This window comes from Methanomethylovorans sp., assembly GCF_050177135.1.
Lineage (GTDB): Archaea > Halobacteriota > Methanosarcinia > Methanosarcinales > Methanosarcinaceae > Methanomethylovorans.
This window is the reverse complement of sequence record NZ_JBFXHJ010000050.1, coordinates 1-13,055: the sequence shown is the minus strand read 5'-3', so window position 1 is coordinate 13,055 and position 13,055 is coordinate 1. Positions and strand designations below refer to the sequence as shown.

General features: G+C 42.5%; 9 protein-coding genes and 1 pseudogene. 4 read left to right on the top strand and 6 right to left on the bottom strand.

The features are described from left to right. Positions 1-509 (top strand): annotated as a pseudogene (locus AB7U21_RS05850) (hypothetical protein); the annotation flags it as partial. A 102-nt stretch (positions 510-611) separates the two neighbouring features. Here AB7U21_RS05850 and AB7U21_RS05845 read toward each other — a convergent pair. Continuing rightward, a complete protein-coding gene (locus tag AB7U21_RS05845; protein WP_428387657.1) occupies positions 612-1,136 on the bottom strand; it encodes an acyltransferase in 525 nt (174 codons plus the stop codon). A 302-nt stretch (positions 1,137-1,438) separates the two neighbouring features. On the opposite strand from AB7U21_RS05845, the gene AB7U21_RS05840 reads away from it, so the two are divergent. Then, positions 1,439-2,032: a hypothetical protein gene (locus AB7U21_RS05840; protein WP_333787442.1), complete on the top strand. Its 594-nt coding sequence runs from the start codon at positions 1,439-1,441 to the stop codon at positions 2,030-2,032. Between the two features lie 24 nt (positions 2,033-2,056). Here the strand turns inward: AB7U21_RS05840 and AB7U21_RS05835 are convergent, their stop codons facing one another. From AB7U21_RS05835 to AB7U21_RS05825, 3 genes are all read right to left on the bottom strand, one after another. Then, positions 2,057-2,371, bottom strand: coding sequence for a B12-binding domain-containing protein (locus tag AB7U21_RS05835; protein ID WP_333787441.1), 315 nt, complete (start codon positions 2,369-2,371; stop codon positions 2,057-2,059). Between the two features lie 390 nt (positions 2,372-2,761). Next, positions 2,762-3,880: a glycosyltransferase gene (locus tag AB7U21_RS05830; RefSeq protein WP_428387655.1), complete on the bottom strand. Its 1,119-nt coding sequence runs from the start codon at positions 3,878-3,880 to the stop codon at positions 2,762-2,764. Between the two features lie 136 nt (positions 3,881-4,016). Beyond that, complete coding sequence (locus tag AB7U21_RS05825) at positions 4,017-5,951, bottom strand: hypothetical protein (RefSeq protein ID WP_428387653.1); 1,935 nt, start codon at positions 5,949-5,951, stop codon at positions 4,017-4,019. Between the two features lie 564 nt (positions 5,952-6,515). Here AB7U21_RS05825 and AB7U21_RS05820 point away from each other — a divergent pair. Together AB7U21_RS05820 and AB7U21_RS05815 are read left to right on the top strand one after the other, a co-directional pair. After that, entirely contained in the window at positions 6,516-8,108 is a 1,593-nt protein-coding gene (locus tag AB7U21_RS05820) for an FMN-binding glutamate synthase family protein (protein WP_333788282.1), read from the top strand. 23 nt (positions 8,109-8,131) lie between these two features. Next, a complete protein-coding gene (locus AB7U21_RS05815; protein WP_428387651.1) occupies positions 8,132-10,864 on the top strand; it encodes a PEP/pyruvate-binding domain-containing protein in 2,733 nt (910 codons plus the stop codon). 23 nt (positions 10,865-10,887) lie between these two features. Here the strand turns inward: AB7U21_RS05815 and AB7U21_RS05810 are convergent, their stop codons facing one another. Together AB7U21_RS05810 and AB7U21_RS05805 are read right to left on the bottom strand one after the other, a co-directional pair. Further along, complete coding sequence (locus tag AB7U21_RS05810; protein WP_333788280.1) at positions 10,888-11,613, bottom strand: NAD(P)-binding domain-containing protein; 726 nt, start codon at positions 11,611-11,613, stop codon at positions 10,888-10,890. A gap of 127 nt (positions 11,614-11,740) precedes the next feature. Beyond that, positions 11,741-12,988, bottom strand: a complete 1,248-nt coding sequence (locus AB7U21_RS05805) for a Glu/Leu/Phe/Val dehydrogenase (protein ID WP_333788279.1) — start codon at positions 12,986-12,988, stop codon at positions 11,741-11,743. Between the last annotated feature and the right edge of the window lie 67 nt (positions 12,989-13,055).

Sequence of the window (13,055 nt, the reverse complement as noted above, 5' to 3'; positions counted from 1 at the left end):
GAGATGATCAGACTGTCACAGAGATCTGCATTTCACCTGAAGATGAAGATATGATGAGATTCTTTGAACAATTCACATCAAAATTTCCGGAAAGCATTAGAGCTGGCCTTTATCCTGCACAGGGAATAGCTATGCTATCATACGCCAGACCTGGAGAGATATGCCCGGATGGATGCCCTGGCCCTGAGAAGTTTTGTCCGAATTTCAGAAGAGAGAAGCCAAAGACAATAACAAACTATTTACGGGATCTGTTTCCCTGGATCAAAGGTTGGGTTTTTGAAAGCTACCAGATGAAACCGGGTATCGGTGCAATGAGAGGTTCCGATATGAAACAGAATCTACTGGAAATGTTTGAATATACACATTCTCCAGATGCATATGAAGATAAAACCGAGGATATGATCGCAACAAAAGATATCTTTTTTATAGCTACTGCCTGCAACTGTCATGGTGTGGTGAACCTGTTCCGGATCTGTGCCCGGAATAGAACAACTGCAAAATTAAAATGAACATGCCATGAATTAATATAACGCAGATCAAAAATCATCAGAATTAAACGCCTTCTATCTTCTGAAGACTTACTTCTGAGGACTTGCCTGTAATTAGACTTTTTACATATTCTTACTACTGTCATTCATCTCTTCTACTGAAATTAGATCCTTACCAAAACAAGTCCGGATGTATGCAGATCCTTCTTTCAGCTCTTCTTTTATAATTTCCGTTGTCTGTTTTGACATCTTTTCGTAAACCGGACATTTGTGCATATTATTTATGTGCTTATTGATTAGTTTAGAGATGGAACCAACTATAACTGCGGGATTGCCCACAGCCACCGAATTATCAGGAACGTTCTTTGTAACAACGCTCCCTGCACCAATAACTACATTGTCCCCTATGCTAACACCAGGCATTATGATGCTACCTGCACCAATGAAAGTATTGGAACCAATAGAAACTTTCCCGACCCTTGTATAACCTGTATAATTCCTAAGACTGCCATCATGTGCCAGAACAATGGTCCCATATGATAGAACAGAATCATTTCCAATAGAGACCAGCAAATTGTACCCAGGGTCTATGAGCACATTCCTTCCAATGAATACATTTTTTTCCAACATCATCTTTTCTCTGAACATCAGACTCTTGATGTTAACTCTTAAGAAAGACTTAGCAGAATATAGTATCCTAAAAATATTCCCAAATGCCATTATGACACCAATCTTCAATTACTATAGAAGTTTTAATCAACGTATATATTTTAAAACTTTCCTTACATCTTTATGCAGCATAGAACATTGAACTGGCTCTGGAGAAGAACTCGATTCCAAAATGTAAAGCAGAAGAAATAATGCTCTAAGATAGCTGGAATTAAGCTGCTTAAAGAAAAACATAATATCTTTTGATAATAATACATTATAGGGAAACAAGTGACAAGAATATGCATGACCTATACCAATTATATGTACTGCTTGAAAGAACAGGTTACACTACAAGGATAACGCGTTGGGAATATGTTCCTTCAGGAATTGTAGCCTCTGAGAATGAGTCTCATGATCCGGATATTATAGCCATTGAGAAAGAATTATCGCCGGAGCAACTGAAAGAACAAAGTATAGATGCATTCTTGGAAGCGAAGAGAGGCAACATATCAATTATAGCTTTTAATGTACCTCCTCCTGGCTTTCCTGATGATTCGGAACCGTTGATCAGAAGAACGGAGTTAATAACACCACGTTCGTTTGAAGATCTTGAAGAGATGGAGAGAGCAGGCTATAAAATAACTGATGTTTCCAATAACCTGGAAAGAATGGAAACACCCATTATATCCGGGAACGATACAGCATGGAAATTGCCTTTGTATATAAACGGAAAAAAGGTAATGTATAAGCTGGAAAGCTTCCGTCTTTCCAGAATGCAGAACATCCGCACACTATTGGAGCTGGGACAGCCAGTCTGCGAATTCACTGCAGAAAGAACATTAATATTCGATACTCTGGATGCCCTTGCAGGATACATTGAAGGGGAACAATGAAATAGACGCTTGTGCGGGGGTATTTCAGATTCCCAGCACAAGGTCCTCAAATGCGCATGCATTCTCCGGAGAAGACATAATATGTGGTCTCAGGACATCAATACCTATGTTCATGGTCAGGGATGCTTCAAATATTTCCTGGAGATCTATGTCCCCATGTTCGAAAAGGTCGCCTAGTATCTTCATCCCTTCGATGAAACCAAGCTCTATGACTTCCAGAGGGCTTATGCCTGCATCCAGTGCCTCATAAGACACTTGCTTTGCGGTGCTGTTATCGTGTTCAATGATCGCCTTCTTTGCCTTTGCAATAAGGTTTGTGGCTTCTGTTTCAACTTGCATGATAATCATCAGGTGTTTCTCTTGTTTTTATCCCCTATACTTTGAAGGTTTCAGCCTTCAGATAACAAAATAACACGAGTTGATAAATAGATTATCAACTGTGAATATATGTTATCATGTAAAGTATAGTGAATATATAGTAGCTCAGCTTAATTTGAGCCATATTTGCATCTTGCTTGGGTGCATTAATTTAGATATTTTTATAAAACTTGCCATATATATAAGTTTGTATTCCCTTACCTTAATACTGCCAATCCCGGATAAATAAAAACAATAAATAGACGATAAAAACAAAAATAATCCACATGTTTCACAAATTAATTAGGTCTATATTAAAAAAAGTTAAATGTGTTGGTCCTGACAGGAACAAGAAATAGCTTATTATGACCGTCAGTTTCCTTGAAGGTCCTTAATGATGCCAGAATTTTGTATCAAATAATTCCATGTGAAACGCTCTCTCATTTCAAAGTTATTCTTACCCATGGAAGCGAGCAGAGAAGTATCACTAAACAGTTCTGAGATCTTATCAGCGAGGTCTCTGGGATCTCTTGATTCGTACAGCACACAGTTATAACCGGGAATCAGACAGGATTCCTTTCCGATAACATCAGCAACAATAATGGGTTTACCGGCGGCAATATACTCTTTTGTCTTTCTGGATGAAAAGAAACCAGGATACCTTGAATGCGCATCCATTTTATCATAAGGTAAAATGCAAATATCGAACTTGTACATTATTGAAAATGCTTCTTTCTGTGGCCTGCGACCTGCAAAGATCACATTATCATATATCCTATATTTTTCCATCAACTGGGAAGCATTGAAACCTTCACCCACTATGACAAACAAAACATCAGGAATGTATTCGGCTGCCTGGCACATGTCCTCTACGTTCATGAAAGATTCCCAGTTACCGACAAAACCCACGACCTTTTTATAGCCCTTGAGATCAAATGTATGAACATCAGTATTTGCATCATCGATCTTTTGCACATCTATACCATTAGGTATCAAGATACACTTTTCTTTGTATTCCTGTATTTGAGCCTCAATGCCTTCACTGACAACAATGATGCGATCACTGAACTTTAAAGTGGTCTTATCGATGTATTTGACAAAAAAACTTCTCAGATGTTTTCCCCGTTGAGATAATTCCAGATCATACTTACCATGGAAATCAGAATACACCCTGACACCTATGAGTTTCAATAAGACCAATAGCATAATTGAGTCATATCCCCGCAATATAGCAAAATCCAGATGATGACGTATTGCAAACCTGAATGCAAAAAGTGTTAATTGAAGCCTGTAGAGCATTCCTTTCAATAAAGAAAAACTACCATCCATGCTTATGAAAGGTCGTACCTGGATCAAATTGTCCATCTCGACCTCATTCTTGTCATAGGACTGCATGATAAGATACATGTCTTGGAACTCTTTACTGAGTTCGGAAAATATATGCAAGGCCCTCGAAGACTGCACAACACTATACGAAGGCACAGTAGCCATTAATATAAAGCCTTTCTTAGATGTCATGGAAAACAACATTACAGAAGGTTAGAGTGACTTGATCGCATACCCGATTCTTTATAATTCAGGATGATTGTCCGAGATGAAGAGCATAACATGATCAGGGCCCCACATCTCAAAGATACAGTTCAACCCCTGAATTTGAGTAAATTTTAGCGTCTTTTGATAATGAACTCGATAATGCTACATCATTCCCATCTTCCGGACCATAAAGGAAATTAGAGGAACCGGAACCAGTATATATACCTCCATCCAGGAACTGCTTTTGTCTTATGACCACATATCCGTCATAAGTTGGAATTTCATCAACATCCGAAATGGTATAACTTCTGAAGAAAGGTAAGTCCAACTCCTCCGATTTACTGAAGTTTTGTTGAATGAAAAATCTGTGTGCGTGATAATCAGAGTACAATGCAGATCCGGGATCAACGTGATCCATAAAATAATTAAATCCCTGGATCTCATCTGAAGTAAAGTATTCTCTGACAGGATCTGACAAGATCGGCTTTGATTCCGGACCATTATAATAGATGGAAGTGAGCACAAAAATAGCCACCAGAACGGAAATAACGATCATCCAGCCTGGCTTTTTGCCATTGTCTGAGAGATGCGAATAAAGAATGTAAATACCTGCAGCCATAACAAATGCCATGAAAGGACTTATCAGCAACATGAACCTGTCAAATCTGAATAAGGTCATTGTTTGCCAAAGGGTCTGAATTGGAGTAGGGATATAAAGCACAAGTGTAAGTAAAGCAAAAAGCGCGAACACCGAGAAGTAATCTACATAGTTCCTTTTATTGGCTTTGATACGATCCCACAGAAGATAACCTATCCCGATCAGAGCAAAGAACAAAAATACAGAAACGTCAAGATGATTTAATATATATATCCACTCATAACCCATCTGCACGGTTTCTTTGATCTGGAACTCTTCATAAAATTGAATGTCAGATCTGCTTAGCAACAATTCTTCCACGAAGACATTTGCAAAGTAGAACCAATAACCCATGAACATTGCGGAGAACAATGAAAAATATGTGGTATTGATATAGTTTTCATTTGACAGGATATGTTCACATACCAGAAGAAGGAACAATACAATTGCTATCTGAGCAGCCGAAACCTGATGAACGACCACTAAAAATATGGTGAGGAGTATAGCAAGTCCCTGATAAGCAAAACCACGATTATTTTCATCTTTTTTGTACAACAGATATAGGATTATTATCAGGCCTGCATAAGCTAAAGTCCTTGTGATCATGTACATACCGTAATAGATAACAGTGCCGCTTGCAGAATACACCATACATGACAAAAGGGAAAATGTGGAGTTATTTGTAGTTTTCATAAAGAAATAGTATATGAAAATGAACAGTGCTGAATAGATCAAACCTGAACCGATGAAGTAAGCTGTTTGCAGATCCAGCCCTAATAAATAAGAAAGCTCAGAGTTAAAAATATGGAATAAGGGGAAGCTTGCATAAAAAGTGCTCAGGTCCCCGGGAGCCACGTGACCCGAGAGATAAGTTACTTCCGAGAGAAATAGATGAGACATGATATCTGTTCCGCCAAAATACAGAGAATATTTTAGCGTGACACTATAGATCAAGTTTAAACTCAACAGGAACAGCTCTATAAGAATAATATAAGCTTTTGAAGACTTGGAGAATATCTGATTCAAAACCAAGATATAGGCCAATGTAACTGTTCCAAAGTAATACCATGTTCTTGTGGCACTTAAGAACAGGAATATGATGGATAATAGATAAAGCGTTATAAAAGCTAAAACCATAGTTCTTTGGCTCAAAGAGATGCTTTTGAGAAGGAACTCATCATGACCAACGTCCTTTCTGAACATTTTTGACAAGAATATGGCAGAGAATATTGCTGGTACAGCTACTAACAAGCCTCTGATCGCGAAATCAGGACGGTCTATTAAATAGGCGATTGCAATGCCCGCAGCAACCATCGCGATGATGAATAAAGGGAAAAAACTTGCAATGAATCTTAACACCTTATGAGTTGCACCAATCTTCTTTTCCTGCATTTACAGACTCCTCAAAAATGGGACTGACTTCCAAAAAGCTCCGTTATTGATAAAGCTTCCTTTGTTCCGTATATAGTCAAATAGCCTCTCGAACACTACAGTACTATTTTCGCCATTTTAATGGCTTAAATCCCATATTAGAATATAAAATTAACTCAAGAATACTACTGGTAAGTTGTTTATGACTTTTCGCCATTTTAATGGCTTAAATCCCATATTAGAATATAAAATTAACTCAAGAATACTACTGATATCTTTCTAAAATTGTAAGTTGTTTATGACTTTTGAATACAAGCGAATCACAAATTTGTTTTTTCGGTTGATGCGGCCTGTAAAAATATAGAAACAACATAATAATATGTTTAGATACTATGTGATAATGTAAATTTACATTACACATACCATACACTTTTCATTTACTTACTTCTGATTCTAAATAAAAGGTTTTCCAATAATTATAAATAATAGTATTAGCCAACCACTATCCTATTGCTGTTAAATTAGTAAGGACACAGAGCGCTAATTCCCGCATTGCAGGTAGTGTTATTGTGAGGAAGTGAAATAATGGGAAACTTAAGACAGCCAAACGCAAATGAAGCCACTCGGACCTTTAACAGGTCAAAGAATGTAACACCAATGTCAGGTATCTGTACACGTTGTCTGGACGGATGTCGCGGCAACTGTGAAATATTCAAGTCATCCTTCCGGGGACGTGAAGTGATATACCCTGGACCCTTCGGGGAGATCACTGCCGGTGGGGACAAGAATTACCCAATAGATTATTCACATCTCAATATCCAGGGATATGCGGTCGGTGCCATAGGCCTGCCGGAAGGTATGATCCCTGGTCCTGAAACTGCAAGGTTCCCTAACGTCAGTACCGAAACCGAGTACGGTTGGAGAAGGAAGGTCAAGATGAAATTACCTATCTTTACCGGTGCGCTCGGTTCAACAGATATCGCAAGGAACAATTGGGAACACTTCACCATAGGTGCTGCGATCTCAGGCATCACCATCGTATGCGGAGAGAACGTGTGCGGAGTCGACCCTGAATTGAAACTGGGGAGTGATGGCCTTGTTAAAGAATCACCTGAAATGGACCGCAGGATCGAGCTTTACAACAAGTTCTATGATGGTTACGGAGAGATGCTTGTCCAGATGAACGTAGAGGACACAAAGCTCGGTGTTGCAGAGTATCTTGCAAGCAAGCACAATATGGAGAGCATCGAGCTTAAGTGGGGACAGGGAGCGAAATGTATTGGCGGCGAGATCAAGGTTGCAGACATTGACCGTGCCATGGAACTGAAAAGAAGAGGATATATAGTCACTCCGGACCCTGAGCTGCACTCTGTCCAGGAAGCTTTCAGAATGGGCGCCATAAAGGAATTTGAAAGACATTCCAGGCTTGGGTTTGTCACAGAGGAAGGATTCTGTGAGGAATGTGAAAGGCTTAGAGACCTTGGTTTTAAACGCATAACCCTCAAGACGGGAGCATATTCTATGGCAGAGACAGCCATGGCCATAAAATACAGCTCAGAGGCCAGGATAGATCTGCTCACATATGACGGAGCACCAGGAGGAACTGGCATGAGCCCCTGGCCTATGATGGAAGAATGGGGAGTCCCGACATTCTACCTGCAGTCCCAGGTCTATGAATTTGCGCAGAAACTATCAGGCAGAGGTAAGAAAGTGCCTGATCTGGCAATGGCAGGCGGTTTCTCCAGTGAGGATGGGGTCTATAAGGCACTTGCAATGGGATCACCCTATTTCAAGGCAGTATGCATGGGTCGTGGCCTCATGATCCCCGGAATGGTGGGCAAGAACATAGGCAAATGGATAGAAGAGAACGATCTCCCTAAGACGGTATCTGAATTTGGAAGTACCAAAGAGGAGATCTTCGTGCACTACGAGGAACTGAAAGAGAAATACGGCGAAGAAATCAAAAACATACCTCTTGGAGCTGTAGGCATCTATTCATATACAGAGAGGATCAAAGTGGGATTGCAGCAACTTATGGCCGGTTCCCGAAGATTCAACATCCATGCCATCACACGTAAAGATGTCATGGCGCTCACCGAGGAAGCCGCAAAGGTATCCGGAATCGCTTATGTTATGGATGCATACAGGGACATTGCAGAGGAGATCCTTGAAAGCTGATCCTGACAATACAGGATATTTTTATGTCCATATTCCATGGAGAAAGCATAGTGAATCAAAAGATCAATGTAGAACTCAAGACCCTCAAATACGCAGACAAAGAGAAGATAACCAGCGGAGTCCCTCAGCTCGATGAGATACTCCACTCTTTCCGTCTGGGGGATAACGTGGTTTGGGAAGTGGAGGGACTTGAAGACTACAGATATTTTGCTGTCAGACTGATAAGACAAGCTATCAGTTCCGGCTCAAAGTGCGTGTATGTAAGGTTCGCACCGCATGAGCCCATTCTTCAGACAATGGAAGGACTGGACATAGTAAAGGTAGACCCTAGCAATGGATTTGACTTCTTTAGCAGCCAGGTTCACAGGATAATTGAATACTATGGTGAGAAGGTTTACTATGTATTTGATAACCTTTCCTCACTCATGGTTGAATGGGCTACCGATGAGCTGGTAGCCAATTTCTTTAAAGCCACATGCCCCTACCTGTTCGAACTTGAGACCATCGGTTATTTCTGCCTCACCCGTGGAAAACATAGTCATTCCACTGTTGCTGGTATCCGGGAAACGACTCAAGTGCTTATCGACTACTACCACATCAACGGAAAAGCATACATCCACCCTCTGAAGGTCTACGCCCGCTATTCTCAGAGCATGTTCCTGCCTCACCTGGTAACCGGAGAGGCATGGGAGCCTATTTTAGATAGTTCAAAAGCTGCCACAATATCCTCCAGCGACCGTAGAAAGATCATACGTATGCGGAAAAGTGGTACAGCCCCCTGGGACACAGTATACACAAAACTGAAGTTCCACCATGATATGGAAATTTTGGACACTATACCAAAGCCCGAGATAACCGCACTTAAACAGGAACTATCAAGGATGATCATCGGTGACCATCCCCGCTTCAACCGTCTTGCTGATACCTACCTGGGACTGGAAGACCTGCTAAGTATACGAGACAGAATGATAGGTTCCGGCCGTATTGGTGGAAAAGCTGTGGGAATGCTGCTCTCACGCAACATAATCCTGGCCAGCGAGAAGAAAGAAGAGTTCTCAGGGATAATTGAGCCTCATGATTCTTTCTACGTTGGTTCTGATGTCTTTTTCACCTTCATGATAAATAACGACCTGTTCCGCCTCAAGATAAAGCTCTCCGACAGTTCCAGTATGACAAAGGAAGAGTTCGAAGAGGTCGAAAAAAAGTTCCTGGAAGGCAAGTTCCCGGAAGAGATAGTAGAACAGTTCAGGGAACTGATGGATTATTTCGGGCAGGCGCCCATCATAGTAAGGTCAAGCAGCCTGCAGGAAGATAACTACGGAAATGCTTTTGCAGGTAAGTACAGGAGCGAGTTCTGCCCTAACCAGGGAAGTCCGGATGAGCGCCTTGAAGAGTTCATGCATGCCGTCAAAATTGTCTATGCCAGTGCCCTTAACCCGGATGCCCTTGCTTACAGAAGGACAAGAGGGCTGCACTACCAGGATGAGCAGATGGCAATACTGGTGCAGCGTGTTTCTGGCATGCCTTATAAGCAGTATTTCTTTCCTGCCCTTGCAGGAGTTGCTTTCTCAAAGAACCTCTTCCAATGGACAAAACGTATTGACCCTAGAAAAGGACTTATAAGACTTGTTTTTGGACTCGGCACCAGAGCTGTGGATCGCGTAGGAAGGGACTACCCCAGAATGATCGCAGTGAGTCATCCTACACTCCGCCCGGAAACTGGCATGAAAGTGATGAAATACTCACAATGGGATGTGGATGCCCTGGATCTGGATGCGAGGAAGCTCATAACCATACCTTTCCAGAACCTTGCCAAAGACTGTGATTACCCTGGACTAAGACTGTTCGTCTCGGTCATGAACGAAGGATATCTTACTGACCCATATACCAATGCTATAGACTGCTCACAGGAAATGGTGCTGACATTCAATAACCTCATAAAGAACACAAAGTTCGTTGATACTATGGGAGAAATACTCCGGATAGTAGAAGAGGTCTACGAACACCCGGTAGATATCGAGTTTACAGCAGCGGTCGATCAAAAGGGAAATATAAGGATAAACATAGTGCAATGCAGGCCCATGACAACGCCGGGAAGAAGTGAGAATATAGCCATACCGGACGATATAAAAGAGGACAACATTCTTTTCAGGTCCAGCATGCTCATCAATGAGGGAAAAGTGGAAAATGTCGAGTATATCGTGTACATTGACCCCCAGGCATATGAAATTGCAGACATGGATACAAAAAGGTCCATAGGCCGCATTGTAGGAAGTATCAACGAAAAGATGAGCTCCATGGGTACTAATTTCATATTGATGGGACCCGGAAGGTGGGGGAGCAGCAATATAGAACTGGGTGTCAATGCAACATATAGTGAGATAGATCACACCTCCCTGCTAGTGGAGATCGCGCTTGAGAAGGCTGGCCACACTCCGGAAGTATCTTATGGAACTCATTTCTTCCAGGATATCGTGGAAGAGGAGATCATCTATATGCCCGTATATCCGGACATGAAGAGTTCAGGGTTCAACAATGCGTTCTTCAGCAACTCAGGTAATGTGCTTAAAGATATCCTGCCGGATCATGAAAGGTTCAGCAATGTGATCAAGGTCATCAATGTCCGTGAGGCATCGGGAGGAAGGCACGCCGTGGTTATCGCTAACCTGTATGAGCAGGATGCCATCTGCTACCTTGAAAAACCAACTACTGGAAGAACATGGAAACTGGACAAGCTGAAGGGACAATGGCAATAAAAAAAGAAATCCACGGAGGGATATTAATCTACGAATTTGATACTGACATCTTTCATGTTGTTGCGTATGGCCACATTGACAAGGAGAGGTGTAATTGATTCCACCATCGAGGAGGTTTCAAGTGGCCCGATGTCCATAGGCCGCATTCCGGGGATGTCCCTGACAAGATCAAAGACGACGCTCTTAGAATGCATACTGTTTCCGCAGACCCCGATGTCGTAATCGAGCTCTACATCAAGATTTGAGAGCTTAGCAGCGGGAACGGTATGGAAAGCGGAGACGAGCTCAGCGCCCTCAGGTAACAAAGCAGCTATTTCCTGCGCAGCGCTACCTGAAGGTGGAGTGACATAACAGAAGTAGTCCGCTTTGTAGTCTTCCCGGGAATTAGCCGATATCTCCAAAGGAACTCCACCCGGGACTATGATACAGGAATTCTTTTCCATCGGCACGACTACAGATATGATGACCTTACCGGAAAGTCCGGGTTTGATCTGTTCGATAGTGGAAGCTATCTGACCATACCTGATGGCAAGAAGCACCACATCAGCTTCCGAGGCTGCTTTCGCATTGACCTCGCCTGTTATGTCCGCCTTCAAACCATGTTCCTTTAATACACAGTTATACTCGGTCGCCCTGGCCTGAGCTTTTTCCTGGTTCCTTGAACCCACGATCACCTGATGTTTCTGTCCCCACCTGAGAGCAAAACCTTTACCTATGCTGCCTGTACCGCCAATTAGTGCAATCTTCATGATAATCCCATCAACAACAATATAACTATATCAACTATCCGACCTGAAAAGGGAGGATCTATATGGTCTTATATTCAGACCATATAAATGTTGCTCAGTTACGTTGCAGGATTGGATCCAAGGCGGATCAGATCCATCCACGGTCTTTCATTGAAGTTACGACGCGCTCGATGGCAACAACGTAAGCAGCTGTCCTCATATCGATGTTATACTTCTGTGATGCCACGTACACTGCCTTGTATGCCTCGGTCATCTTCCTGTCCAGACGAGTGTGTACCCTGATCTCACTCCAATAATACATGTAGAAGTTCTGGACCATCTCAAAGTATGAGACTGTTACTCCGCCTGCATTACAGAGGAAGTCTGGAATAACATGAATACCCCTCTGGAAGAGGATCTCATCTGCTGCAGGTGTTGTCGGACCGTTTGCGAGTTCTGCAACGATCTTAGCATTGACCTTGTGTGCGTTCTTCTCTGTGATCACGTTCTCAAGGGCTGCAGGAATGAGAACATCTACATCTAGCTCAAGGATAGCCTCATTGCTGATAGGTGTTGTGTTTGGCAGGCCTGTAACTGAACCGGTCTTTGCCTTGTGCTGGTTTACCACCTCTGGGTCAATACCATCCATGTTCATGACGCCGCCTCTGCTGTCACTGACAGCCACTATCTTGCAGCCGAACAGTTCCTTTGCGAGTTTTGCTGCGTAGTATCCGGCGTTCCCGTATCCCTGAATGGCTATCTTTGCGTCCTTAAGCTCTATACCGAGAACTTTTGCAGCCTCACGGATCGTATAGAGACCTCCTCTTGCTGTCGCGTCACCCCTTCCAAGTGAACCACCCATTGTAAGGGGCTTACCTGTGACGACACCTGGCTGATTGAACGACGAGATCTTTGAGAATTCGTCAACCATCCATGCCATGATCTTGGGATTGGTGTATACGTCAGGCGCTGGAACGTCCTTTCTCGGACCAATGATCTGGGCAATGCTTGAAATGTACTTGCGGCTGAGGCGCTCAAGTTCGCCATCGGACATTTCCTTAGGGTTACAGATAACTCCTCCCTTACCTCCACCCAGTGGTATGTCTACTACTGCACATTTCCATGTCATCCATGCGGCAAGTGCCCTCACAGTGTCGATGTTCTCTTCCGGATGGAACCTTATACCGCCCTTTGTGGGTCCTCTGGCATCGTTGTACTGTATCCTGAAACCTTCGAACACCTTGATCGAGCCATCATCCATGCGAACAGGGAGCGTGACACGCAGTTCGCGCATTGGGTGCCTTAGCATTTCATGTACGCTTTCATCCAGCCCAAGAATAGCAGCACATTTTGCTAACTGTTTTCTTGAATTTTCAAATGGATTTTCTAAAGTCATTACTCTTCCTCTTACATGCTACTTATGTTGACATAAGGTGATAACTAACCGACTTCTAAGTATAAGA

Coding starts and splice junctions, on each gene's coding strand:
- AB7U21_RS05815 (WP_428387651.1), top strand. CDS start 8,132: ATGTCCATATTCCATGGAGAAAGCATAGTGAATCAAAAGATCAATGTA.
- AB7U21_RS05805 (WP_333788279.1), bottom strand. CDS start 12,988: ATGACTTTAGAAAATCCATTTGAAAATTCAAGAAAACAGTTAGCAAAA.
- AB7U21_RS05810 (WP_333788280.1), bottom strand. CDS start 11,613: ATGAAGATTGCACTAATTGGCGGTACAGGCAGCATAGGTAAAGGTTTT.
- AB7U21_RS05835 (WP_333787441.1), bottom strand. CDS start 2,371: ATGCAAGTTGAAACAGAAGCCACAAACCTTATTGCAAAGGCAAAGAAG.
- AB7U21_RS05845 (WP_428387657.1), bottom strand. CDS start 1,136: ATGTTCAGAGAAAAGATGATGTTGGAAAAAAATGTATTCATTGGAAGG.
- AB7U21_RS05820 (WP_333788282.1), top strand. CDS start 6,516: ATGGGAAACTTAAGACAGCCAAACGCAAATGAAGCCACTCGGACCTTT.
- AB7U21_RS05830 (WP_428387655.1), bottom strand. CDS start 3,880: ATGGCTACTGTGCCTTCGTATAGTGTTGTGCAGTCTTCGAGGGCCTTG.
- AB7U21_RS05825 (WP_428387653.1), bottom strand. CDS start 5,951: ATGCAGGAAAAGAAGATTGGTGCAACTCATAAGGTGTTAAGATTCATT.
- AB7U21_RS05840 (WP_333787442.1), top strand. CDS start 1,439: ATGCATGACCTATACCAATTATATGTACTGCTTGAAAGAACAGGTTAC.